At 70.6% G+C, this 25306-nt stretch carries 20 protein-coding genes; 18 read left to right on the plus strand and 2 right to left on the minus strand.

Annotated features, from left to right (window positions below; translation table 11 throughout):
• Positions 1 to 40: 40 nt before the first annotated feature.
• The 4 genes from thrS (at position 41) to AC07DI_RS34450 (ending at position 7669) form a co-directional block, all read left to right on the plus strand.
• Complete coding sequence (thrS, locus tag AC07DI_RS34435; protein WP_478908571.1) at positions 41 to 2020, plus strand: threonine--tRNA ligase; 1980 nt, start codon at positions 41 to 43, stop codon at positions 2018 to 2020.
• Positions 2021 to 2159: 139 nt separating this feature from the next.
• Positions 2160 to 2723, plus strand: a complete 564-nt coding sequence (locus tag AC07DI_RS34440; RefSeq protein WP_384262196.1) for an HIT family protein — start codon at positions 2160 to 2162, stop codon at positions 2721 to 2723.
• 113 nt (positions 2724 to 2836) lie between these two features.
• Positions 2837 to 4249, plus strand: a complete 1413-nt coding sequence (locus tag AC07DI_RS34445; RefSeq protein ID WP_478908573.1) for a helix-turn-helix domain-containing protein — start codon at positions 2837 to 2839, stop codon at positions 4247 to 4249.
• A gap of 231 nt (positions 4250 to 4480) precedes the next feature.
• Positions 4481 to 7669 (plus strand): M20/M25/M40 family metallo-hydrolase, encoded by a 3189-nt coding sequence (locus AC07DI_RS34450; RefSeq protein ID WP_478908575.1) that lies wholly within the window; start codon positions 4481 to 4483, stop codon positions 7667 to 7669.
• 87 nt (positions 7670 to 7756) lie between these two features.
• Here the strand turns inward: AC07DI_RS34450 and AC07DI_RS34455 are convergent, their stop codons facing one another.
• Together AC07DI_RS34455 and AC07DI_RS34460 are read right to left on the minus strand one after the other, a co-directional pair.
• Positions 7757 to 9424: a hypothetical protein gene (locus tag AC07DI_RS34455; protein ID WP_478908577.1), complete on the minus strand. Its 1668-nt coding sequence runs from the start codon at positions 9422 to 9424 to the stop codon at positions 7757 to 7759.
• A 183-nt stretch (positions 9425 to 9607) separates the two neighbouring features.
• Positions 9608 to 11806: an elongation factor G-like protein EF-G2 gene (locus AC07DI_RS34460; protein ID WP_384262185.1), complete on the minus strand. Its 2199-nt coding sequence runs from the start codon at positions 11804 to 11806 to the stop codon at positions 9608 to 9610.
• A gap of 261 nt (positions 11807 to 12067) precedes the next feature.
• Here AC07DI_RS34460 and pgsA point away from each other — a divergent pair, with 261 nt between their 5' ends.
• The 14 genes from pgsA (at position 12068) to AC07DI_RS34530 (ending at position 25068) form a co-directional block, all read left to right on the plus strand.
• Positions 12068 to 12739, plus strand: a complete 672-nt coding sequence (pgsA, locus tag AC07DI_RS34465) for a phosphatidylinositol phosphate synthase (RefSeq protein WP_478908579.1) — start codon at positions 12068 to 12070, stop codon at positions 12737 to 12739.
• Complete coding sequence (locus AC07DI_RS34470) at positions 12736 to 13656, plus strand: phosphatidylinositol mannoside acyltransferase (protein WP_478908580.1); 921 nt, start codon at positions 12736 to 12738, stop codon at positions 13654 to 13656. The genes pgsA and AC07DI_RS34470 overlap by 4 nt, the downstream gene beginning before the upstream one ends.
• On the plus strand, positions 13653 to 14816 hold the full coding sequence (locus AC07DI_RS34475) for a glycosyltransferase family 4 protein (protein ID WP_478908582.1): 1164 nt from the start codon (positions 13653 to 13655) through the stop codon (positions 14814 to 14816). The genes AC07DI_RS34470 and AC07DI_RS34475 overlap by 4 nt, the downstream gene beginning before the upstream one ends.
• Positions 14817 to 15279: 463 nt before the next feature.
• On the plus strand, positions 15280 to 15825 hold the full coding sequence (locus AC07DI_RS34480; RefSeq protein WP_384262176.1) for a LemA family protein: 546 nt from the start codon (positions 15280 to 15282) through the stop codon (positions 15823 to 15825).
• 145 nt (positions 15826 to 15970) lie between these two features.
• Positions 15971 to 16885 carry a pyridoxal 5'-phosphate synthase lyase subunit PdxS gene (gene pdxS / locus AC07DI_RS34485; protein WP_384262175.1) on the plus strand — a complete coding sequence of 305 codons (915 nt, stop codon included), beginning with the start codon at positions 15971 to 15973 and terminating at the stop codon, positions 16883 to 16885.
• A complete protein-coding gene (gene pdxT, locus AC07DI_RS34490) occupies positions 16885 to 17487 on the plus strand; it encodes a pyridoxal 5'-phosphate synthase glutaminase subunit PdxT (RefSeq protein WP_478908585.1) in 603 nt (200 codons plus the stop codon). The genes pdxS and pdxT overlap by 1 nt, the downstream gene beginning before the upstream one ends.
• 83 nt (positions 17488 to 17570) lie before the next feature.
• On the plus strand, positions 17571 to 18323 hold the full coding sequence (locus tag AC07DI_RS34495; protein ID WP_478908587.1) for a YebC/PmpR family DNA-binding transcriptional regulator: 753 nt from the start codon (positions 17571 to 17573) through the stop codon (positions 18321 to 18323).
• A gap of 123 nt (positions 18324 to 18446) precedes the next feature.
• Positions 18447 to 19022: a crossover junction endodeoxyribonuclease RuvC gene (ruvC, locus tag AC07DI_RS34500; protein WP_478908589.1), complete on the plus strand. Its 576-nt coding sequence runs from the start codon at positions 18447 to 18449 to the stop codon at positions 19020 to 19022.
• Entirely contained in the window at positions 19019 to 19630 is a 612-nt protein-coding gene (gene ruvA, locus AC07DI_RS34505) for a Holliday junction branch migration protein RuvA (protein ID WP_384262165.1), read from the plus strand. Before ruvC ends, ruvA begins: the two co-directional genes overlap by 4 nt.
• 62 nt (positions 19631 to 19692) lie before the next feature.
• Positions 19693 to 20790 (plus strand): Holliday junction branch migration DNA helicase RuvB, encoded by a 1098-nt coding sequence (gene ruvB, locus AC07DI_RS34510; RefSeq protein WP_384262163.1) that lies wholly within the window; start codon positions 19693 to 19695, stop codon positions 20788 to 20790.
• A 198-nt stretch (positions 20791 to 20988) separates the two neighbouring features.
• Entirely contained in the window at positions 20989 to 21450 is a 462-nt protein-coding gene (gene yajC / locus AC07DI_RS34515; RefSeq protein ID WP_384262161.1) for a preprotein translocase subunit YajC, read from the plus strand.
• A gap of 165 nt (positions 21451 to 21615) precedes the next feature.
• A complete protein-coding gene (gene secD / locus AC07DI_RS34520; RefSeq protein ID WP_478908590.1) occupies positions 21616 to 23397 on the plus strand; it encodes a protein translocase subunit SecD in 1782 nt (593 codons plus the stop codon).
• A gap of 1 nt (position 23398) precedes the next feature.
• The gene (gene secF / locus AC07DI_RS34525; RefSeq protein ID WP_384262155.1) at positions 23399 to 24523 is read left to right on the plus strand and encodes a protein translocase subunit SecF; all 1125 of its coding nucleotides are present in this window, start codon (positions 23399 to 23401) and stop codon (positions 24521 to 24523) included.
• Entirely contained in the window at positions 24520 to 25068 is a 549-nt protein-coding gene (locus tag AC07DI_RS34530; protein WP_478908592.1) for an adenine phosphoribosyltransferase, read from the plus strand. Before secF ends, AC07DI_RS34530 begins: the two co-directional genes overlap by 4 nt.
• The last annotated feature ends 238 nt before the right edge of the window (positions 25069 to 25306 follow it).

Here is a 25306-nt window from a genome sequence, read left to right on the forward strand (position 1 = left end):
ACGGAACAGCGCCGCATCCCCTTTCAGGTAGGAGAGACCGGTGTCAGACGTCCGTGTGATCATCCAACGCGATTCCGAGCGGGAAGAGCGCGTGGTGACGCCGGGCACTACGGCCGCCGAGCTCTTCCCCGGTGAGCGCACCGTCGTCGCCGCCCGCGTGGCCGGCGAGCTGAAGGACCTGGCGTACGCCGTGGCCGACGGCGACGAGGTCGAGCCCGTCGAGATCTCCTCCGAGGACGGCCTGAACATCCTGCGCCACTCGACCGCGCACGTCATGGCGCAGGCCGTGCAGGAGCTGTTCCCCGAGGCCAAGCTGGGCATCGGCCCGCCCATCCGGGACGGCTTCTACTACGACTTCGACGTCAAGGAGCCCTTCACCCCGGAGGACCTCAAGCGCGTCGAGAAGAAGATGCAGGAGATCCAGAAGCGGGGGCAGAAGTTCTCGCGCCGCGTCACCACCGACGAGGACGCCCGCGTCGAGCTCGCCGACGAGCCGTACAAGCTGGAGCTCATCGGCCTCAAGGGCAACGCCGCGCAGGCCGCCGACGGCGCCGACGCGGAGGTGGGCGCGGGGGAGCTCACCATCTACGACAACCTCGACCCGAAGACCGGCGACCTGTGCTGGAAGGACCTCTGCCGAGGCCCGCACCTGCCCTCCACCCGCGTCATCCCCGCGTTCAAGCTGATGCGCTCCGCCGCCGCGTACTGGCGCGGCAGCGAGAAGAACCCGCAGCTCCAGCGCATCTACGGCACCGCGTGGCCCTCGAAGGACGAGCTGAAGGCGCACCTGGAGTTCCTCGCCGAGGCCGAGAAGCGCGACCACAGGAAGCTCGGCTCCGAGCTGGACCTCTTCTCCTTCCCCGAGGAGCTCGGCCCGGGTCTCGCGGTCTTCCACCCCAAGGGCGGCGTGATCCGCAAGGTCATGGAGGACTACTCGCGGCGCCGTCACGAGGTCTCCGGCTACGAGTTCGTGAACACCCCGCACATCTCGAAGGAGAAGCTCTTCGAGATCTCGGGGCACCTGCCGCACTACGCGGAGGGCATGTTCCCGCCCATCGAGTTCGACGAGCAGAACTACCGCCTCAAGGCGATGAACTGCCCGATGCACAACCTGATCTTCAAGTCGCGCGGCCGCTCCTACCGCGAACTGCCGCTGCGCCTCTTCGAGTTCGGCACCGTGTACCGGTACGAGAAGTCCGGCGTCGTGCACGGCCTGACCCGCTCGCGCGGCTTCACGCAGGACGACTCGCACATCTACTGCACCAAGGACCAGATGCCGCAGGAGCTCGACACGCTCCTGACCTTCGTCCTCGACCTGCTGCGCGACTACGGCCTGACCGAGTTCGAGCTGGAGCTGTCCACCCGCGACGACTCCGACAAGTTCATCGGTGAGGACGCCGACTGGGCGGAGGCCACCGAGGCGCTGCGGCTCGCCGCCGAGAAGCAGAACCTGCCGCTGGTGCCCGACCCGGGCGGGGCCGCCTACTACGGGCCGAAGATCTCCGTCCAGGCCAAGGACGCCATCGGCCGGTCCTGGCAGATGTCGACCATCCAGGTCGACTTCAACCAGCCCAAGCGGTTCAACCTGGAGTACACGGCGGCGGACGGCTCGCGCCAGCAGCCCGTCATGATCCACCGCGCCCTGTTCGGCTCCATCGAGCGGTTCTTCGGCGTGCTCCTGGAGCACTACGCCGGTGCCTTCCCGGCGTGGCTCGCGCCCGTGCAGGCCGTCGGCATCCCGATCGGTGACGGGCACGTCACCTACCTGCAGGAGTTCGCCGAGAAGGCGCGTGCCCAGGGGCTGCGGGTCGAGGTCGACGCGTCGTCCGACCGGATGCAGAAGAAGATCCGCAACCAGCAGAAGGCCAAGGTGCCCTTCATGGTCATCGCGGGCGACGAGGACATGAGCAACGGTTCGGTGTCCTTCCGCTACCGCGACGGCTCGCAGGAGAACGGCATCCCCGTCGACGAGGCCATCGCGAAGATCGCGAAGGTCGTCGAGGAGCGGTCGCAGGTCTGACCGGCTCCCGCACCGCCGCGCGAGAGGCCCCCGGGGTGTTCCCCGGGGGCCTCTCGGCGGTAGTCGATCATCGGCCGGGCCTCGGCGCGGTGGGCGCCGGTGTCCGCCCCGGCGACACGGTACGAACGGGCGAAGTCATATGCTGCATCTCATGACGAGTGAGCCGGAGCAGCAGATCGGAGTCGGCACGCAGGACGCCTTCCAGCGCCTGTGGACGCCCCACCGGATGGCGTACATCCAGGGCGAGAACAAGCCCACGGGCCCAGGGGCCGACGACGGCTGCCCGTTCTGCTCCATCCCGGCCAAGTCCGACGAGGACGGCCTGGTGATCGCGCGCGGCGAGCAGGTGTACGCGGTGCTCAACCTCTACCCGTACAACGGCGGCCACCTGATGGTCGTGCCCTACCGGCACGTTGCCGACTACACCGACCTGACCGCGGCCGAGACCGCCGAGCTGGGCGAGCTCACCAAGCAGGCGATGACGGCGCTGCGCACCGCGTCCGGCGCGCACGGCTTCAACATCGGCATGAACCAGGGAGCCGTGGCCGGCGCGGGCATCGCGGCCCACCTGCACCAGCACATCGTCCCGCGCTGGGGCGGCGACACGAACTTCATGCCGGTGGTGGGGCACACCAAGGTGCTGCCGCAGCTGCTCGGCGACACCCGGAAGATGCTCGCCGACGTCTGGCCCGCGGGCGGCTGACCGGCGCGGCGACACCGTTGCATAACACCAACCCCCCTATGCAGAAGGAGAGTTGGAAGCAGTAGCCCCACCTGCCACACTCGCTTCACGGAGTGCCCGGTCAGGGAGGGGCCATGTCCGTCGGCATGTCACAGGCAGCCGACCCGGGGTGGGCGGAGTTCGGGCGGCAGTTGCGCCTGCTCCGTCGGCGGGCCGGACTCACCCAGCTGCAGCTCGGCAGGAGGGTGGGCTACCACCACAGCTTCATCAGCAGGCTTGAGGGCGGGCTGCGGGAACCGCCCTTCGACCTGGTGAACCGGCTCGACGCCGTCCTGGGGGCCGGCGGATCGCTCGCCGCCGCCGTCGCCGCGCGGTCTCCGTCGCCGTGCGGGCCCGGCCCACGTCTGACGGCGCCCACGCTGTTCTCCCCGATCCCCGGGGCGGACACCCCCGGTGAAGAGGCCCCGCTGACCGCGCAGCCGTGGCCGGCGCGGCTGCCCGCCGAGGGCCTGGCCTGCCCGCTGCACGGCAGGATTGGGTGCGCGACGCCCGACCGGAGTTCGGTGACGGACCTGCTGAGCGGGCTGAGCAGGCCGTACGACCGCCCCGGCGAGACGGTCGGCGCGGAGGCGGAGCTGCTGCACTGCTTGACCGCCGTGCTCGCCTCGCTGATCCGTGAGACGTTCGTCCACGCAACCGGCGCGTGCGCCCACACCGTGGAACGGCTGCTGCGCGGCGTGGCCCGCTGGGCCGAAGCGGTCAACTCCACGGGCCGGCTGCCGTACGGCCAGCTGCGGCTCGCCGCCCAGTACGCCCAGGTCGCAGGGCAGCTGCGGATGGAGCGCGGGCAGAGCGGCGTCGCCATGGCCTGGTTCGGGCACGGCCTGCGGTGGGCGGACGCCGCCCAGGACGCCGAGGCCCGGGCGACCCTCCTCAGCGACATGTCCACCCTGGTCCGGCTCGACGGGGACGCCGCGTCGATGCTCGTGTACGCGGAGGCCATCGGGGCGGTGGACCCCAAGCGGCGCTGGATGACGACCCTGGCCGACCTGTACCAGGCGCGCGCGTACGCGCTGAGCCACGACGCAGCGGCGTGCCGGCGGCACATCTCGATGGCGCGGCGCAGGTTCGCGCGCCTCGACGACCGCGACCGCCTCGAAGCGCCCTGGCTCTGCGGCGCGGAGGGCGTACTGCGCATCGAGTCGGCGATCGGCGGGGCGCTGCGCGACCTCGCGGTGGCGACGGGGGACCGGGCGGTGGCCCGGCGCGCGATCGAGGCCACCGCGAGGTCCTACGCACTGCTGCCGCCCGTCATGCGTTCCACGCGCCTGCTGCTCACTCTGCGCCTCGCGGACAGCTGGGCGTGCGCCGGTGATCCCCTCGCGGCGGTCGCCCTGGCGCGGCCCGTCCTGGAGGAGGCGGTCTGCGCGCGGGAGCTGATGATCACCGCCGAGTTGCGCGGACTGCACGGCCGGCTCGCCGGGCACTGGGGCGATCTGCCGGAGGTCCGGGAGTACCGGGAGCGGCTGCGGGCGGTGTCGGAGTGAGCCGGAGTGCGGTGCCACCGGTCCCGCCGCGCTTGCCAGTTCTTGCCGGGGCGTACCGGAGGCCCGGAATCCATTGACCGGGGGCCGGGCCGGTGTGAGGGTTCCGCCAGCCATGAGGATGTCATGTCACCGCCAGACCGGAAGTGGAACGACAGGCACGACCGCACCGCCTGACGCACGCGTGCTCCCCCTGGCCCAGCCGAGCCTCAACACCTCTCACAAGGAGCCGTGATGCTCAGAAGATCCGCAGCGGCCGGGATAACCCTGGCCCTGGCACTCGCGGGGGTGACGGTCCCGGTGTCGCTCGCCTCGGCGGCGCAGACCGCACCCTCCGCCAGGAAACCGGACCCCCTCGCGAACGCCGTCGCCGCCGCCGACAAGGCGGTGCGCAGCGGCCTCGACTCCCTCGCCAAGGGGCCCGAGGAGCAGTACGACCGGCACCAGGTCACCCCCTGGACCAAGAACCTCTACTCGGTCGCGTACGAACGCACCTACCGCGGGCTGCCGGTCGTGGGCGGTGACGCGGTGGTCCTCGCCGACGGCAAGGGCAGGGTCCGCTCCGTCCAGTCCGCGACCGACGCGAGGATCTCGGTCACCACCAAGGCCGAGGTGACGGCCGCCGAGGCGGTCAAAACCAGCCGTACGAAGCTGGCCTCGGTCAAGAAGGTCGACTCCAAGCGCCTGGTGATCCGGGTCAGGAAGGACGCGCCCGCGCTCGCCTGGGAGACCGAGCTGACCGGCCGGAGCAGGGCGGGCGACCCCAGCAGGCTGCACGTCTTCGTCAACGCGCTCACCGGCAAGGTCATCGACACCTACGACGACGTACGCGCGGGAAGCGGCCACAGCAAGTGGAACGGCCCCGACCCGCTGACCATCGACACCTCACGGTCCGGCAGCAACTACGTGCTGCGCGACACCACCCGTCCCGGCCTGCAGTGTTCGAGCTACCAGGGCGGGGTGTTCACCAAGGCGACCGACGACTGGGGTACCGGCAACCCCACCAGCCGGGAGACCGGCTGCGTCGACGTGATGTTCGCCGCGCAGAAGCAGTGGAACATGCTCAAGGAGTGGTTCGGCCGCAACGGACACAACGGCAACGGCGGCAGCTGGCCGGTGAGCGTGGGGCTGGGCGAGCTCAACGCCTACTGGGACGGCTCCTCCGTCACCATCGGCCACAACAGCGCCAACGAGTGGATCGCCGGAGTCGACGTCGTCGCCCACGAGTTCGGCCACGGCCTGGACTCCAACACCCCCGGCGGCGCGAACCACGAGAGCGGCCTGGGCGAGGCGACCGGCGACATCATGGGCGCCCTGACCGAGGCGTACATCAACGAACCCGCCCCCTACGACACCCCCGACTACACCGTCGGGGAAATGATCAACCTCCAGGGGCGCGGCCCGATACGCAACATGTACGACCCGAGCCGGGTCAACAACGACCCCAACTGCTACTCCGCCTCGATCCCCAACACGGAGGAGCACAAGGCGGCCGGACCCCTGAACCACTGGTTCTATCTCCTCGCCGAGGGGTCCAACCCCGGTGGCGGCAAGCCCTCCAGCCCCACCTGCAACAACCAGCAGGTGACCGGCGTGGGCAACAAGAACGCCGGGAAGATCTTCTACGGCGCCATGCTGCTCAAGACCAGCGGCATGACGTACAAGCGCTACCGCACCGCGACGCTCACCGCGGCGAAGAACCTGGACGCGGGCTGCGACCTGTTCAACGCCACCAAGGCCGCCTGGGACGCCATCAGCATCCCGGCCCAGAGCGGGGACCCGACCTGCTCAGGGCAGCAGAGCGACTTCTCCCTCGGGCTCAGCCCGGCCGCGGGGCAGGTCGACGCGGGCGCCTCGACCACCGCCACGGTCAACACCACGACCGTCACCGGCAGCGCCCAGCAGATCTCGCTGACCGCCGCTGGCGCGCCGACCGGCGTGGGCGTCACGTTCACCCCGGGGACCGTCACGTCCGGCTCCAACGCCACCATGAAGATCACCACGTCGGCGTCCACCACACCCGGCACGTATCCGATCACCGTCACGGGCACCGCGGGCACCAAGACGCACACCGCCCAGTACACGCTGACCGTGGGCGGCGGCGGGAACCCGACGCAACCGCCGGACATCGACGTGGAGAAGGTGCGGGCGCACCTGACGCAGTTCAACACCATCGCCTCGCAGAACGGCGGCAACCGCCGGTCGACCGGCGGTGGTTACCGGGACTCCCTCGCGTACGTCAAGGGCAAGCTGGAGAGCGCCGGATACAAGGTCACCGAGCAGAGCTGCGCCTCCGGCTGCACCGCGGGCGCGGGCAACAACCTGATCGCCGAGTGGCCGCAGGGCGACGCCAACAACGTCTACATGTTCGGCGCGCACCTCGACGGAGTGTCGGCAGGGCCCGGAATCAACGACAACGGCTCCGGATCCGCCGCGATCCTGGAGGCCGCACTGGCCCTGGCGCAGAACAACCCCGCCATGAAGAACCGGGTCCGGTTCGCCTGGTGGACCGACGAGGAGCAGGGCCTGAACGGCTCCGACTACTACGCCGGCTCGCTCTCGGCCACGGAACGCGCCAAGATCAAGGCGTACTACAACTTCGACATGGTGGGCTCCAGCAACGCCGGGTACTTCATCAACAACCTGAACTCCTCGGCCTCCGTCCCGTTGCGGGACTACTGGACCTCCCTCAACCTCGCACCCCAGGAGAACGTCGAGGGGCAGGGCCGCTCGGACGACGCCTCCTTCCAGCGCGTCGGCGTCCCCACCTCCGGCTACGCCACCGGCGCGTCGGCGACGAAGTCCGCGGCCGAGGCGGCGAAGTGGGGCGGCACAGCGGGCCGTTCCTACGACTCGTGCTACCACTCCGCCTGCGACACCACAGCCAACGTCAGCGCCACCTCGCTGGACCGCAGCTCGGACGGGGTCGCGTACGCGATCTGGAAGACGTCCGCCGGTGACAAGCCCGCCCCGACGGACGACTTCTCCCTCTCCGCCGACCCGGCCTCGGGCACCGTCCAGCCCGGCTCCTCCGCGAAGGTCACCCTCGCCACCACCACGACCAGTGGCTCGGCGCAGAAGGTGGCGCTCTCGGCCTCGGGGGCCCCGGCCGGAGTGAGCGTCTCCATCAGCCCGGACTCGGTGCTCTCCGGCGAGTCCGCGACGGCCACCGTAGAGGTCGCGGCGGGCACCGCGGCCGGCACCTACACGCTGTCCTTCACGGGCAACGGGCAGGCCGTCCACACCACCACCTACACCCTCACCGTGCCGGGCGGCGGCGAGACCACCTGGCAGCTCGGTGCCACCTACAAGACGGGTGACGTGGTGACCTACGACGGCGTCCGCTACCGCTGCATCCAGGGCCACACCGCCTACCCGGGCTGGGAGCCGCCGAACGTCCCCGCCCTGTGGCAGGCGATCTGACCGTCGGCCCGCGCCGGTAGCACCGGCAGGGGCCACCGGTGAGGTACCGGGGGATGGTGGGCCGAGTGCGGCCCGCCATCCCCTTCCTCACGCGTCGTACACGTCCGCCTTCCTCGGCATCGGGTCCTGGATGGCCCCGCTGAGGAAGCCGGAACGGGCGCCGAACTTCTCCGTGTTCACGCCGTTCTCGTCGAGCACCTTGATCGCGGCCGAGTGCACCACGCGCAGCACGGGGGTGGCGGCGCGCAGCGCGTCGTCGGCCATGAAGCGGTGCCGCCACGGCTTGTCCGCCCAGGCGTGCCGCAGGCCGAAGGGCTCCGGCAGCACCAGCCGGCCGCCGAGGTGGTCCAGGAGCGGCGGATACCAGGTGAAGGGGGCCCGGACCGCGAGGCGCACCACCTCGTCGGCGTCGATCAGCGGCAGGTTGCGGGTGGTGGTCTCCCAGAACTTGATCGGCTTGGCGACCGTCTTCGTCCTGGGCGAGGGCTTCGTGGTGAACAGCGGGTGCACCGGACCCAGGGCGTGGCCCGTGACCTCGATGCGCAGCGTCTCGTGCAGCACGGTCACCGTGATCAGCATCGTGATGACCAGCTGGCCGTCCCAGAGCGTGAACTGCACGCCCAGGTAGTGGCGGTTGCCGCTGCCGAACTGCTGCTCGTTGCAGATGCGCTGTATCTCGTGGCCGCGGACCTGGAAGGCCTCGACGTCCGTGCCGGTGGGGCGCGCCACCGCCTTGGCGTTCTCCCCGATGGGGGAGACGATCCAGTGCTTTATGTCCGGGGTGGGGAAGCCGCCGGTGTGCAGCGGACCACGCTCCAGCATGCGCAGCTGGTCATGCACCGCACGTATGACATCCCAGCTGCGGAAGGGGTGGATCTCCTTGCCCTCTTCGGCGGGGACCAGCTCCTCGGCCAGCTGCCAGCTGCCCCAGCGCGTGCCCATGCCCAATATGCCCTTGGGCCCGGCGTAGAACACGGAGTTGCTCTGCTGCTCGGCGGAGAGCCTGGCCAGGCTCTGGCGGAGCCGCTCGGCGGCCGTCTCGCCGGGACTGCCCGGCACCGCCTCGGGGATCTTGGCGCCGATGCCGCCGCCCGCGAGCAGGCTCGACCAGCGCTCGCGCATGTCCCTGGCGGTGCGCTCGGCGATCTGCTTGGCCCAGAACCAGCCCACCACGGGCAGCACGATCGCCGCGCGCAGATACCAGGCCCAGAAGCCGCCGAAGGGCAGCTTGAGCAGGGCGAGGGCGGCCAGCACGCCCATCGCGACCAGGACGGCCGTGGCGAGCGCGCCCGCGCGCTTGTCCTCGCTCTTGGCGACCTGCCGCCTGATGGTGAAGACGAGCAGCCAGAAGAGCATGCCCGGCAGGAAGAGCACCCCGCACAGGACCGTCACTGCGGTCAGCCAGCTGTCGCGCTCCTTGCGGATGCGGCTCGCCGCGAGGCAGTGCTCGACGACGGACTGCGGCTCGATTCCGAAGGACTGGATGAGCGGGCTGCGGCCGCCGCCCAGCATCCGCACCTGCACGGTGCGCGCGAAGGCCTCGCCGAGATTCGGCTTGAAGAGCGAGAAGAGGCCGGGCTTCACCTCCGACTGGTGCCACTCGGTGTTGGCCGCGAGGATGCCGTCGACGTCGCCGTCGCGGTACGCCGCCGAGGCCAGGGCCTGTGTCGCCGCCGTCTGTCCAGCGGTGCCCGAGAGCGGGACCTGGGCCCCGGGCCTGAAGTCGAATACATCGTCCGCCACTGCCGCCCCCATCGCCGCGACGCCTTCGCTGCTGCGGCTCTTCCCGACTTCCCTGCCCGGCACACCTGTTGCCGACCGGCACATCTGCTGATCAGGTCATCAGCGTATCCGGGCGCACCGACATCCGGGAGGGAGTGTCCGAATGCCGCCCGCCCGGGAGGCCGTGGGCGGGCGGATCGTGCGGGGCGCGGTCAACTACGCGGTGTCCTGCGCCTGTTCGCGGATCTTCTCGGAGAGCTGCGGGGGCATCGGCTCGTGACGTGCGTACGTACGGCTGAACCGCGCGGTGCCCTGCGAGAGGGAGCGCAGATCCACCGCGTACCTGCCGATCTCGATCTCGGGGACCTCGGCCCTCACCAAGGTCCGTCCGCCGGACGCCTGCTCGGTGCCGACGACCCGGCCGCGGCGCCCCGACAGATCGCTCATCACCGCGCCGACGTGGTCGTCGCCGACCAGCACGCGTACCTCGGCGACCGGTTCGAGCAGATGGATGCGGGCATCGGACGCGGCCTCGCGCAGCGCGAGCGCGCCCGCCATCTGGAACGCGGCGTCGGAGGAGTCCACCGAGTGCGCCTTGCCGTCGGTCAGCGTGACGCGCACATCGATCAGCGCGTACCCGGCGGCGACGCCCTTGGCGGCCTGCGCGCGTACCCCCTTCTCGACGGACGGGATGAACTGCCGGGGCACCGCGCCGCCGACGACCTTGTCGACGAACTCGATGCCGTTGCCGCCGGGCAGCGGCTCGACCTCGATCTCGCAGATCGCGTACTGGCCGTGGCCCCCGGACTGCTTCACATGACGGCCCCGGCCGCTGGACCTGCCCGCGAACGTCTCCCGGAGGGAGACCTTGTGCGCGACCACGTCGACCTGGACGCCGTACCGGCTGCGCAGCCGCTCCAGGGCGACGTCGGCGTGCGCCTCGCCCAGGCACCACAGGACCACCTGGTGGGTGTCCTGGTTCTGTTCGAGCCGCATCGTCGGGTCCTCGGCGACGAGCCGCGAGAGCCCCTGGGAGAGCTTGTCCTCGTCGGCCTTGCTGTGGGCCTGGATGGCGAGCGGAAGCAGCGGGTCGGGCATGTCCCACGGCGCCATCAGGAGCGGGTCGTCCTTGGCGGACAGGGTGTCGCCGGTCTCCGCGCGGTTCAGCTTGGCCACGCACGCCAGATCGCCCGCGACGCACCGGGTGAGCGTGCGCTGCTGCTTGCCGAAGGGCGAGGAGAGCGCGCCGACGCGTTCGTCGACGTCGTGGTCCTCGTGGCCGCGATCGGCCAGGCCGTGCCCGGAGACGTGGACGGTCTCGTCGGGCCGCAGGGTGCCGGAGAAGACGCGGACGAGCGAGATCCGGCCCACGTACGGGTCGGAGGCCGTCTTCACCACCTCGGCGGCGAGCGGCCCCGCCGGGTCGCAGGTGAGCGCGGGCCGCGCCGCGCCGCCCGGCGTGGTCACGGCCGGCGCCGGGTGTTCCAGCGGGGTGGGGAAGCCGCCGGTGATCAGCTCCAGGAGCTCGACCGTGCCGATGCCCTGACGGGCGCCCTCGGCGGCGGGCGCGGCGGCGAGCACCGGATGGAAGATGCCGCGCGCGACGGCCCGCTCCAGGTCGTCCACGAGCGTCTTGAAGTCGATGTCCTCGCCGTCGAGATAGCGGTCCATGAGTGACTCGTCCTCGCTCTCGGCGATGATCCCCTCGATCAGCTTGGCGCGGGCCTCCGCGATCAGCGGCAGCTGCTCCTCGCCCGGCTCGGACTCCTTGCGCTCACCGGAGGCGTAGTCGAAGACCCGCTGCGAGAGCAGCCCGACAAGCCCGGTCACCGGAGCGTGGCCGTCCGGGCCCTGCTCGCCGTGGAGCGGCAGGTACAGCGGCAGGACGGCATCGGGGTCGTCGCCGCCGAAGGCCTGTGCGCAGGTGCGGGTCATCTCGGTGAAGTCGGCGCGGGCCGACTCCAGGTGGGTGATCACGATGGCCCGCGGCATGCCGACCGCCGCGCACTCCTCCCACACCATGCGGGTCGCGCCGTCCACGCCGTCCGACGCCGAGACGACGAAGAGGGCCGCGTCCGCGGCGCGCAGACCGGCCCTCAGCTCCCCGACGAAGTCGGCGTAGCCGGGGGTATCCAACAGATTGATCTTGAACCCGTCCCATTCGACGGGAATCAGGGAGAGCTGCACCGAGCGCTGCTGCCGGTGCTCGATCTCGTCGTAGTCCGAGACGGCGGTGCCGTCCTCCACCCGGCCCGCCCGGTTCACCGCCCCCGCGGTCAGCGCGAGGGCCTCCACGAGAGTCGTCTTGCCCGAGCCGCTGTGGCCGACCAGCACCACATTCCGTACGGACGCGGGGTGGTCGGCCGATGCTGCCCTTCCGGCGGCTCCGGGGTGTGCGTTCGCCTTGTCGCCCATGCCTTGGCCTCCCGGTTACGTGCACGGTGAGGAGCCTGAGACCTCCTCGGGGATGCTGGCTGCTCGCGGACGCGCGGGGGCCCGGTGCGGGGCGGCTCCGGCGGCGCCCGTCATGCTTTTTGAGCTTTCCACCCGGGTCACTCTGCGTCCATACGTCGTACGCGATCGTGAGGGGGCGAGCCGGTCCGTCAACCGCGTGACTACGATGGGCCAGCCGGTGGTCAACGGGGCCGCGCGGCGCACCGAACCCTCGGGAAGGCCATGCTGAACAAGTACGCGCGTGCATTCTTCACGCGTGTCCTCACGCCGTTCGCCGCGTTTCTCATCCGCCGCGGGGTCAGCCCCGACGCGGTCACCTTCATCGGCACCGCCGGTGTGGTGGCGGGAGCGCTGGTCTTCTTCCCCCGGGGAGAGTTCTTCTGGGGAACGATCGTCATCACGCTGTTCGTCTTCTCGGACCTGGTCGACGGCAACATGGCCCGCCAGCTGGGCCGCTCCAGCCGCTGGGGCGCCTTCCTCGACTCGACGCTCGACCGGGTGGCCGACAGCGCGATCTTCGGGGGCCTCGCCCTCTGGTACGCCGGATCCGGCGACGACAACATCCTCTGCGCCGTCTCCATCTTCTGTCTGGCGAGCGGCCAGGTGGTCTCGTACACGAAGGCACGCGGTGAGGCCATCGGCCTGCCCGTCGCCGTCAACGGCCTGGTGGAGCGCGCCGAACGCCTGGTGATCTCCCTGGTCGCCGCGGGCCTCGCGGGCCTGCACAAGTTCGGTGTCCCCGGCATTCAGATCCTGCTGCCCATCGCCCTGTGGATCGTCGCGGCCGGCAGCATGGTGACCCTCGTCCAGCGTGTCGTGACCGTGCGCCGCGAGTCCGCGGAGGCGGACGCCGCCGCGGGCCCCGGGGCGCAGGAGAGTGAGGCCGCGCAGTGAAGGACCGACTCACCGACGCGTTGTACGGGCTCGGCTGGAGCACCGTCAAGAAGCTCCCCGAGCCGGTCGCCGAACGGCTCGGCAGGACCATCGCCGACACGGTCTGGAAGCGCCGCGGCAAGGGCGTGCTGCGTCTGGAGTCCAACCTCGCGCGCGTGGTGCCCGACGCGGGCCCGGGGCGGCTCGCCGAGCTCTCCAGGGCGGGCATGCGCTCCTACCTGCGCTACTGGATGGAGTCCTTCCGCCTCCCGTCCTGGAGCAGGGACCGCATCGCGAAGGGCTTCGACGTCAGGGACGTCCACCACCTCACCGACGGCCTCGCCGCGGGCAAGGGTGTCGTCCTCGCACTGCCGCACCTGGGCAACTGGGACCTCGCGGGCGCCTGGGTCACCACCGAACTGGACACGCCCTTCACCACCGTCGCCGAGCGTCTGAAGCCCGAGACGCTGTACGACCGCTTCGTCGCCTACCGCGAGAGCCTCGGCATGGAGGTCCTGCCGCACACGGGCGGCTCCGCCTTCGGCACGCTGGCCAGGCGGCTGCGCGCAGGCGGCCTCGTCTGCCTCGTCGCGGACCGCGACCTGTCGGCCTCCGGGGTCGAGGTGAAGTTCTTCGGAGACACCGCCCGCATGCCCGCGGGCCCGGCGATGCTCGCCCAGCAGACCGGGGCGCTCCTGCTGCCCGTCACCCTCTGGTATGACGGAACACCCGTCATGAAGGGCCGGGTCCACCCGCCAGTCGAGGTCCCCGAGACAGGTACCCGGGCCGAGAAGACGTCCGTCATGACGCAGGCGCTGGCCGACGCCTTCGCCACCGGCATCGCCGACCACCCGGAGGACTGGCACATGCTGCAGCGACTGTGGATCGACGACCTGGAGCCCCGCACCGCCGAGGACCCGGCGGGGGAGCGTTCGTGAAAATCGGCATCGTCTGCCCCTACTCCTGGGACGTGCCGGGCGGCGTCCAGTTCCACATCCGCGATCTGGCGGAGCACCTCATCCGCCTCGGGCACGAGGTCTCCGTCCTCGCCCCGGCCGACGACGAGACCCCCCTCCCGCCGTACGTCGTGTCGGCGGGCCGGGCCGTCCCCGTCCCGTACAACGGCTCGGTGGCCCGGCTCAACTTCGGCTTCCTCTCGGCCGCGCGGGTCCGCCGCTGGCTGCACGAGGGCACCTTCGACGTCATCCACATCCACGAGCCGGCCTCGCCCTCCCTCGGCCTGCTCAGCTGCTGGGCCGCGCAGGGCCCGATCGTCGCGACGTTCCACACCTCCAACCCCCGCTCCCGGGCGATGATCGCCGCCTACCCGATCCTGCAGCCCGCCCTGGAGAAGATCAGCGCGCGCATCGCGGTCAGCGAGTACGCGCGCCGCACGCTCGTCGAACACCTCGGCGGCGACGCGGTCGTCATCCCGAACGGCGTCGACGTCGACTTCTTCGCCAAGGCCGAGCCCAAGCCGGAGTGGCAGGGGGAGACGATCGGCTTCATCGGACGCATCGACGAGCCCCGCAAGGGCCTGCCGGTACTCATGAAGGCGCTCCCGCAGATCTTCGCCGAGCGCCCCGGCGCCCGCCTGCTCGTCGCGGGCCGCGGCGACGAGGAGGAGGCGGTCGCCTCGCTCCCGGCCGATCTGCGCTCCCGGGTGGAGTTCCTCGGCATGGTCAGCGACGAGGAGAAGGCGCGGCTGCTGCGCAGCGTCGACCTGTACGTCGCACCGAACACCGGCGGCGAGAGCTTCGGCATCATCCTCGTCGAGGCGATGTCCGCGGGCGCCCCCGTACTCGCCAGCGACCTGGACGCCTTCACCCAGGTCCTCGACCAGGGCGCGGCCGGCGACCTCTTCACCAACGAGGACGCCGAATCCCTCGCCAAGTCGGCGGTGCGCCTCCTCGCCGACCCCGAACGCCGCGAGGGCCTGCGCGACCGCGGCAGCGCCCACGTACGCCGCTTCGACTGGTCAACGGTGGGCGCAGACATCCTCGCGGTATACGAAACGGTGACGGACGGCGCGGCATCGGTGGCGGAGGACGAACGGGTGGGGCTGCGGGCGAGGTTCGGACTGGCGCAGAAGGGCTGAGCCCGGCCCCTGGCCCGGCAGGCGCGCGCGGCCCGCAACCGGCCCGGCGCTTAGAGCCTGTGTCATATCCCCGGCCGGGTGGTCGCCGCCTGGCACGCACGCTCGCCGCGTTGCCGAAAAGCCCTAGTAGCTCCTCCCCCAGGCCTGAACGGCCCGGGGGGACCCCCACCGAGGACTTCCCGGCGCCTTGCGATCGCACGCACCAGACGACGCCCACTGATCCGACCGGGGATATGACACAGGCTCTTACGGACGAGCGCGGGGTTCCAGCCCGTCCGGCGTTTGAGGACGAGCGCGGAGCGCGGTGGGGTGAGGTGAGGTTCCAGCCCGTCCGGCGTTTGAGGACGAGCGCGGAGCGCGACAAGGGGGTCCGGGGGCAGAGCCCCTGGGACGCCGGCGGAACCACAACCGAGCCCAGCCCCCGCCCAAGGCGCCCCGCCAGAAACAAGTAGCGTTGCGCACCGTGACCTCCACCCTGATCTGGATCGCCGTCGCCCTCCTGGCGATCGGCCTCTACCTGAGCTGGACCGCCGGCCGCCTCGACCGCCTGCACGCCCGCATCGACGCGGCCCGCGCCGCCCTGGACGCACAACTGCTGCGCCGCGCCTCGGTCGCCCAGGAGCTGGCCACCTCCGGCGTCCTCGATCCCGCCGCCTCGATCGTGCTCTACGAGGCGGCCCACGCGGCCCGCCAGGCGGAGGAGGAGCAGCGCGAGGTCGCCGAGAGTGAGCTCAGCCAGGCGCTGCGCGCGATCTTCGGTGAGGTCCAGCAGGTGGAGGCGGTGCGCGAGGCCCCCGGCGGCGACGAGGCGGCCACCGAGCTGGCCGCCGCCGTACGCCGCGTGCCGATGGCCCGGCGCTTCCACAACGACGCCGTGCGCGCCGCCCGCGCCCTGCGCCGCCACCGCACGGTCCGCTGGTTCCGGCTGGCCGGGCACGCGCCCTTCCCGTTGGCGTTCGAGATGGACGACGAGCCGCCGGTGGCCCTGGCGGACCGGGCCACCGGGTAGCGCGCGTATGCCCGGGTGACACGGCCTGACCAGGCACGTCCCGGGAAAATGAGCCACCGGTCACCCATTGGCCCTTGCTGTGGCCTGGTGCCCGGGCGTTTCCTCGTAGACGCAGAAGCCGTCTCCCTCGAGTGAGGTCAACCCCGTGTCCAGCACCCCTGCCAGCAGCACCCAGACGCCCGAGATCGGCACCGCCCGCGTGAAGCGCGGCATGGCCGAGCAGCTCAAGGGCGGCGTGATCATGGACGTCGTCAACGCCGAGCAGGCGAAGATAGCCGAGGACGCGGGCGCGGTCGCCGTCATGGCGCTGGAGCGGGTGCCCGCCGACATCCGCAAGGACGGCGGCGTGGCCCGGATGTCCGACCCGAACATGATCGAAGAGATCATCGAGGCCGTCTCCATCCCCGTCATGGCCAAGTCCCGCATCGGCCACTTCGTCGAGGCCCAGGTACTGCAGTCGCTCGGCGTCGACTACATCGACGAGTCCGAGGTCCTGACCCCGGCCGACGAGGTCAACCACAGCGACAAGTTCGCGTTCACGACCCCGTTCGTCTGTGGCGCCACCAACCTCGGCGAGGCCCTGCGCCGCATCGCCGAGGGCGCGGCCATGATCCGCTCCAAGGGCGAGGCCGGGACCGGCAACGTCGTCGAGGCCGTCCGCCACCTGCGCCAGATCAAGAACGAGATCGCCAAGCTGCGCGGCTTCGACAACAACGAGCTGTACGCCGCGGCCAAGGAGCTCCGCGCCCCGTACGAGCTGGTCAAGGAGACCGCCGAGCTCGGCAAGCTGCCGGTCGTGCTCTTCTCCGCCGGTGGCGTCGCCACCCCGGCCGACGCCGCCCTGATGCGCCAGCTCGGCGCCGAGGGCGTCTTCGTCGGCTCCGGCATCTTCAAGTCCGGCGACCCGGCCGCGCGCGCCGCCGCCATCGTGAAGGCCACCACCTTCTTCGACGACCCGAAGATCATCGCGGACGCCTCCCGCAACCTCGGCGAGGCCATGGTCGGCATCAACTGCGACACCCTGCCGGAGACCGAGCGCTACGCGAACCGAGGCTGGTGATGACCACTCCCGTAGTGGGCGTCCTCGCCCTTCAGGGGGACGTACGGGAGCATCTGATCGCCCTGGCCTCGGCGGACGCCGTGGCCAGGCCGGTCCGGCGCCCCGAGGAGCTCGCCGAGGTCGACGGCCTGGTCATCCCCGGCGGCGAGTCCACCACCATCTCCAAACTGGCCACTCTCTTCGGCCTGATGGAGCCCCTTCGCGCGCGCGTGCGTGACGGCCTGCCCGTCTACGGCAGCTGCGCGGGCATGATCATGCTCGCCGACAAGATCCTCGACCCGCGCTCGGGCCAGGAGACGGTGGGCGGCATCGACATGATCGTGCGGCGTAACGCCTTCGGCCGGCAGAACGAGTCGTTCGAGGCGGCCGTGGACGTCAAGGGCGTCGAGGGAGCCCCCGTGGAGGGCGTCTTCATCCGGGCGCCCTGGGTCGAGTCGGTCGGCGCCGAGGTCGAGGTGCTCGCCGAGCACGAGGGGCACATCGTCGCCGTGCGCCAGGGCAACGCGCTCGCCACGTCGTTCCACCCCGAACTGACCGGGGACCATCGCGTCCACGCGCTGTTCGTGGAGATGGCAAGGGGCAACCCGCGCGCGGGATCCTAGTAGGATCTCCGAGGATCACCCCAGGGCATTAAGGTCTGGGAGAGTTCTCACTGGTTGTTGGGTAACGCGAAGGAGACAGGCAGATGTCCGGCCACTCTAAATGGGCTACGACGAAGCACAAGAAGGCCGTGATCGACGCCAAGCGCGGCAAGCTCTTCGCGAAGATGATCAAGAACATCGAGGTCGCGGCCCGCACGGGCGGCGCCGACGTGTCCGGTAACCCGACCCTCTTCGACGCCATCCAGAAGGCCAAGAAGAGCTCGGTCCCGAACAAGAACATCGACTCCGCGGTCAAGCGCGGCGCCGGTCTCGAGGCCGGTGGCGCCGACTACGAGACGATCATGTACGAGGGTTACGGCCCGAACGGTGTCGCGGTGCTCATCGAGTGCCTCACCGACAACCGCAACCGCGCCGCCTCCGACGTGCGTGTCGCCATGACGCGCAACGGCGGCTCGATGGCCGACCCGGGCTCCGTCTCGTACCTCTTCAACCGCAAGGGCGTCGTGATCGTCCCCAAGGGCGAGCTGTCCGAGGACGACGTGCTCGGCGCGGTCCTCGACGCGGGCGCCGAGGAGGTCAACGACCTCGGTGACACCTTCGAGGTGCTCAGCGAGGCCACCGACATGGTCGCGGTCCGCACCGCGCTCCAGGACGCCGGCATCGAGTACGACTCGGCCGACGCCAACTTCGTCCCGACCATGCAGGTCGAGCTGGACGAGGACGGCGCACGGAAGATCTTCAAGCTGATCGACGCCCTCGAGGACAGCGACGACGTGCAGAACGTCTTCGCCAACTTCGACGTCTCCGACGAGGTCATGGCCAAGGTCGACGCGTAAGCGTCGCGCCCGGCTCTCGGGATACGACGGTTGCGGACGGGCCGACGGGACACACCCCGTCGGCCCGTCGCGTTGTCAGAGGGACCCGATAGCCTGCACGGAAAGGCGATGGGAGGGGCTGACGTGCGCGTGTTGGGGGTCGATCCGGGACTCACCCGGTGTGGTGTCGGCGTCGTCGAGGGAGTGGCGGGACGGCCGCTCGCCATGCGCGGTGTCGGTGTCGTCCGCACGCCCGCCGACGCGGAGTTGGGCCATCGCCTGGTCGCCATCGAGCAGGGCATCGAGCGGTGGCTCGACGAGCACAGCCCCGAAGTCCTCGCCGTGGAGCGGGTGTTCAGCCAGCACAATGTGCGCACGGTGATGGGCACCGCCCAGGCCAGCGCCGTCGCCATGCTGTGTGCCTCGCGGCGCGGCATCCCCGTCGCCCTGCACACCCCGAGTGAGGTCAAGGCCGCCGTGACCGGCAGCGGCCGCGCCGACAAGGCCCAGGTCGGCGCGATGGTCACCCGCCTCCTGCGGCTCGACGCGCCACCCAGGCCCGCCGACGCGGCGGACGCCCTGGCCCTCGCCATCTGCCACATCTGGCGCGCCCCCGCGCAGAACCGCCTCCAGCAGGCCGTCGCCCAGAACCGGCTCCAGCAGGCCGCGGCCCTGCACGCCGCCAAGACCTCCGCAGCTCAGAAAGGCCGTACCGCATGATCGCCTTCGTCAGCGGCCCCGTCGCCGCCCTCGCCCCCGATGCCGCGGTGGTCGAGGTGGGCGGCATCGGCATGGCCGTCCAGTGCACGCCGAACACGCTCTCCACGCTCCGCGTCGGCCAGCAGGCCAAGCTCGCCACCTCCCTGGTCGTCCGGGAGGACTCCCTCACCCTGTACGGCTTCGCGGACGACGACGAGCGCCAGACCTTCGAGCTGCTGCAGACCGCGAGCGGGGTGGGCCCGCGGCTCGCCCTGGCCATGCTCGCCGTGCACAGCCCGGACGCCCTGCGCCGTGCGGTCTCCACCGGCGACGAGAAGGCGCTCACCGCCGTCCCCGGCATCGGCAAGAAGGGCGCCCAGAAGCTCCTCCTCGAGTACAAGGACCGCCTCGGCGAGCCGCTCGGCACCGGCGGACCCGCCATCGGCACCGCCGTCACCTCCGGCTGGCGCGACCAGCTGCACGCCGCCCTGATCGGCCTCGGGTACGCCACCAGAGAGGCGGACGAGGCCGTCACCGCCGTCACCCCGCAGGCCGAGGCGGCCGGGGGCACCCCGCAGGTCGGCCACCTCCTCAAGGCCGCACTCCAGACCCTGAACCGCACCCGCTAGCCACCCCCCCCGTACGCACCCGCCGGCCACCAACCCTTGAACCGCATCGCGAGGCACACCGCATGAACTGGGACGACACGACCGACGAAGCGGCCGACGCGGCCGAGCGGCTCGTGGGGCCCGCCGCGGAGCGGCTGGTGGACTCGGCCGCAGGCGGCGAGGACCAGGCGGTCGAGGCCGCCCTGCGCCCCAAGGACCTGGGCGAGTTCATCGGCCAGGAGAAGGTCCGTGAGCAGCTCGACCTCGTCCTGCGGGCGGCACGCGCGCGTGGCGCCACCGCCGACCACGTGCTGCTCTCCGGCGCCCCCGGCCTCGGCAAGACCACCCTCTCGATGATCATCGCCGCCGAGATGGGCGCCCCGATCCGCATCACCAGCGGCCCCGCCATCCAGCACGCGGGCGACCTCGCCGCGATCCTCTCCTCCCTGCAGGAGGGCGAGGTCCTCTTCCTCGACGAGATCCACCGGATGTCGCGGCCCGCCGAGGAGATGCTCTACATGGCCATGGAGGACTTCCGCGTCGACGTCATCGTCGGCAAGGGTCCCGGCGCCACCGCCATCCCCCTCGAACTGCCGCCCTTCACCCTCGTCGGCGCCACCACGCGCGCGGGCCTGCTCCCCCCGCCGCTGCGCGACCGCTTCGGTTTCACCGCCCACATGGAGTTCTACGAACCGGTGGAACTGGAACGGGTGGTCCACCGCTCCGCACAGCTCCTCGATGTGCGGATCGACACCGCGGGCGCCGCCGAGATCGCGGGCCGCTCGCGCGGCACCCCCCGTATCGCCAACCGCCTGCTGCGCCGCGTCAGGGACTACGCCCAGGTCAAGGCCGACGGCTCGGTCTCCAAGGACATCGCGAACGCGGCCCTCGCGGTCTACGAGGTGGACGAGCGCGGCCTGGACCGCCTCGACCGCGCCGTCCTTCAAGCCCTGCTCAAGCTCTTCGGCGGCGGGCCCGTCGGCCTGTCGACGCTCGCGGTAGCGGTGGGGGAGGAGCGCGAGACGGTCGAGGAGGTGGCGGAGCCCTTCCTCGTACGGGAGGGACTGCTCGCCCGCACCCCGCGCGGCCGGGTCGCGACGCCGGCGGCATGGGCGCACCTCGGCCTGGTTCCCCCGCGTCAGACGGGTGGAAAGGGACAACAGGACCTGTTCGGGACGTGATATTGACGAGACAGGACCGCGGCCGAAGCGGAACGGCGCGGATAGTCGCCCGCTCAGGAACTGCGGTGCCATGCTGAGCGTTGTTCGTTAGGTGCGGACTCGCTTAGACTCCGCCGATGCCGCCCTTGTGGGTGGCGTGCCCACCCCCATCCCAATGGCCGCTCCATCCGCGCGGTCGTGCGAAGGAAACTCCGTCCCGTGAATATCGTGACCCTCCTCCCGTTCATCGTGCTCATCGGGGCCATGTTCCTGATGACCCGGTCTGCGAAGAAGAAGCAGCAGGCTGCCGCGTCCATGCGCAACGAGATGCAGCCCGGCACCGGCGTCCGCACGATCGGGGGCATGTACGCCACCGTCAAGGAGGTTCACGACGAAGCCGTCCTCCTTGAGGTGGCCCCCGGTGTCCACGCGGTTTACGCGAAGAACTCGATCGGCGCCGTCCTCGACGACGACGAGTACAACCGCATCGTGCACGGCACCGAGGACGACCTGAAAGAGGACGCCCCCGTCGTGCCCGACGACGCCTCCTCCCTGACCGAGACCGACGAGCCCGCCGACGCTTCCGACGACTCGCGCATCGACCTCGGCAAGAAGGACGAGCCCGCCGGGGCCGACGACGCGGAGCCGAAGAAGACCGACGGCGAGTCCGACGCGAAGTAGTCACGACCGGGATCCGTGGGGTGCACCGCTCGCGCACCACGGGCCCCGGACCACGTGCATTTCGCGCCGAATCTCGACACCACTTCATGGCCGCCCGCCCACGTCGTCCCCGTACCGCAAGGGGGATGACCGGATGCCGGGCGGTTGGACAGGGAGAACGAGAAGGTGGCAGCACCGAAGAAGGGCCGAAGGCAGAGTGCCCCGGGCAAACCGGGACGCTCTCTGGTCTTCATCCTGATCGCCCTCGTGGCGCTCACGGGGGGAATGTTCCTTTCCGGGCACACCACGCCGCGTCTGGGCATCGACCTCGCCGGTGGCACGAGCATCACGCTCGAGGCCAAGAACGAGCCGGGCCAGAAGGACGCGATCAACCCGACCAACATGAACACCGCGGTTGACATCATCAACAACCGCGTCAATGGTCTGGGTGTCTCCGAGGCCGAGGTTCAGACCCAGGGCGACAAGAACATCATCGTCAACATCCCCAAGGGTTCGAACGAGAAGCAGGCGCGGGAGCAGGTCGGTACGACCGCTCAGCTCTACTTCCGTCCGGTGATCACGCAGGCCCCCGGCCAGCCCACGCCCGACCCGTCCGCCAGCCCCTCGTCCGGCACGGACAAGGAGAAGGACAAGGGCAAGCCCACCGGCAAGGCGACGGACAAGGCGACGGACAAGGCCACCGACAAGGCGACCTCTCCGACCGACAAGCAGTCCCCCCAGGGCCGTGCCGTCAGCGAGGCGCTAAAGGACGACCCGACGCCTTCGGACAAGGCCAAGGACGGCGAGGACGGCAAGAAGCAGGACAAGAAGCCGACCCCGGACCCGGCCACCGCCAAGCTCCAGGAGCAGTTCACCAAGCTGGACTGCACAGACAAGAAGGCGCGCGCCGCGGCCGGCCGGGGCATCAAGCCCTCCGAGCCCACCATCGCCTGCGGCAAGAGCCCCGACGGCAAGACGTGGGACAAGTTCATCCTGGCCCCGGCCGAGCTCAACGGCAAGGACGTGGATGACGCCAAGGCGGTCATCAAGCAGGAGACTGGTGCCTGGGTCGTCAACATGGAGTTCACCAAGGGTGGCGCGAAGAAGTTCTCCGATGTGACGAGCAAGCTGATGAAGCAGCAGTCGCCGCAGAACCAGTTCGGGATCGTCCTCGACGGTGAGGTCGCTTCGGCGCCCAGCGTCAGTATGGTCCTGAGCACCAACGCCGAGATCTCCGGCAGCTTCACCCAGGCGTCCGCCAAGGACCTCGCCAACATCCTGTCGTACGGCGCCCTGCCGCTCACCTTCCACGAGCAGAGCGTCACCACGGTCAGCCCGGCCCTCGGCGGCGAGCAGCTCAAGGCGGGCCTGATCGCCGGTGCCATCGGCCTCGCGCTCGTCATCATCTACCTGGTGGCCTACTACCGCGGCCTCTCGCTCATCGCCATCGCGAGCCTCCTGGTCTCCGCGGCGCTGACGTACACGATCATGACGCTGCTCGGTCCGACCATTAAGTTCGCGCTCAACCTGCCCGCGGTGTGTGGTGCGATCGTCGCGATCGGCATCACGGCGGACTCGTTCATCGTGTTCTTCGAACGCGTACGTGACGAGATCCGCGAGGGCCGCACGCTGCGTCCCGCCGTCGAGCGGGGCTGGCCGCGCGCCCGGCGCACCATCCTGGTCTCCGACTTCGTGTCGTTCCTGGCCGCCGCCGTGCTCTTCGTCGTCACGGTCGGCAAGGTGCAGGGCTTCGCGTTCACGCTCGGCCTGACCACGCTGCTCGACGTCGTCGTGGTCTTCTTCTTCACCAAGCCGCTGATGACGCTCATGGCCCGCAAGAAGTTCTTCGCGAACGGCCACAAGTGGTCCGGCCTCGACCCGGAGCGGCTCGGCGCCAAGCCCCCGCTGCGCCGGTCACGCCGAGCTGCCGCTCCCCCCGCCGGCCCTGTCGACCCGAAGGAGGCGTGAGATGTCGAAGCTCGGCAGCCTCGGCGCCAGGCTCTACCGCGGTGAGGTCGGCTACGACTTCGTCGGCAAGCGCAAGATCTGGTACGGCATCTCGATACTGATCACCATCACGGCCATCGTCGGCCTTGCGGTGCGCGGCCTGAACATGGGCATCGAGTTCGAGGGCGGCGCCGTCTTCAACACCCCGAAGACCAGCGCCTCGGTCTCGAAGGCCGAGGAGTCCGCGGAGAAGGCCTCCGGCCACGACGCGATCGTCCAGAAGCTCGGCGACGACAAGCTCCGCATCCAGATCGCGGGCGTGGACATCAAGAAGTCCGACCAGATCAAGAAGTCGCTGGCCGAGGACCTGGACGTCGAGGCCGGTAACATCGGCGCCGACCTGGTGGGCCCCAGCTGGGGCGAGCAGATCGCCAAGAAGGCCTGGCAGGGCCTGGCGATCTTCATGGTGCTCGTGGTGATCTACCTGGCCATCGCCTTCGAGTGGCGCATGGCACTGGCGGCACTGATCGCGCTGATCCACGACATCACGATCACCGTGGGCGTGTACGCACTGGTCGGCTTCGAGGTCACCCCGGGCACGGTGATCGGTCTGCTGACCATTCTCGGATACTCGCTCTACGACACGGTGGTGGTCTTCGACAGCTTGAAGGAGCAGTCGAAGGGCATCACCAAGCAGACCAGGGACACCTACAGCGAGGTCGCCAACCGCAGCATCAACGGCACCCTGGTGCGCTCCATCAACACCACGGTCGTCGCGCTGCTCCCGGTGGCGGGCCTGCTGTTCATCGGCGGCGGTGTCCTGGGCGCGGGCATGCTCAACGACATCTCGCTGTCGCTGTTCGTCGGCCTCGCGGCCGGTGCGTACTCCTCGATCTTCATCGCCACGCCGCTCGTCGCCGACTTCAAGGAGCGCGAGCCGCAGATGAAGGCCCTCAAGAAGCGGGTGCTCGCCAAGCGCGCGGCGGCCGCGGCGAAGGGGGAGTCGGCGGAGGCGCCCGCCACCGCGGACGACGAGGAGCCGCGGGACGACGTGGCCGGTGACGCCGCGCCGGCCGTCGTCGGCCCCCGCTCGCAGCCCGCGTCGCGCAGCCGCGGCAAGGGCCGTCCCTCGGGCAAGCGCCGATGACCGAGCTCGCAGGCGTCACGGAGCTGCTGCGCAGCCGCATCCGCGACGTCCCGGACTATCCGAAGCCGGGCGTGATGTTCAAGGACATCACCCCGCTGCTGGCCGACCCCGCCGCGTTCGCGGCGCTCACGGAGACGCTGGCGGACCTCAGCGTCCGGTACGGCGCCACGAAGATCGTCGGCCTGGAGGCCCGCGGCTTCATCCTGGGCGCCCCGGTCGCGGTCCGTGCGGGGCTCGGCTTCGTGCCCGTACGCAAGGCGGGCAAGCTCCCCGGGGCGACGCTCAGGCAGAGCTACGACCTGGAGTACGGCAGCGCCGAGATCGAGGTGCACGCCGAGGACCTGGCCGCGGGCGACCGCGTCATGGTCATCGACGACGTCCTCGCCACCGGTGGCACCGCGGCGGCCTCGCTGGACCTGATCCGCCGCTCGGGCGCCGAGGTGGCGGGTGTCGCGGTCCTCATGGAGCTCGGCTTCCTCGACGGTCGGCAGAAGCTGGAGCACGCCCTCGCCGGGGCGCCGCTCGAGGCGCTGATCACCGTCTGAGGCGGCTCGCGGTACGACACGACGGGCGCTCCGGTATCCACCGGAGCGCCCGTCGTCGTTCGGCCGGTTCCCGCTCTGGACGCGTCCGGGGCCGGACACCTCCGCAGGTCCGAGAGCCGCGGCGGGACGGCCGGGGGACAGCGGGGGCACTCGCGAGGGAATCCCCGGACCGCCCCTCGCGTTTCTCCAGTACGGAGGAGTCTCACCGGTCGAAGGCGAACCGACGGCCCAGGATCGA

It is taken from the genome of Streptomyces sp. NPDC044106, from assembly GCF_056433985.1.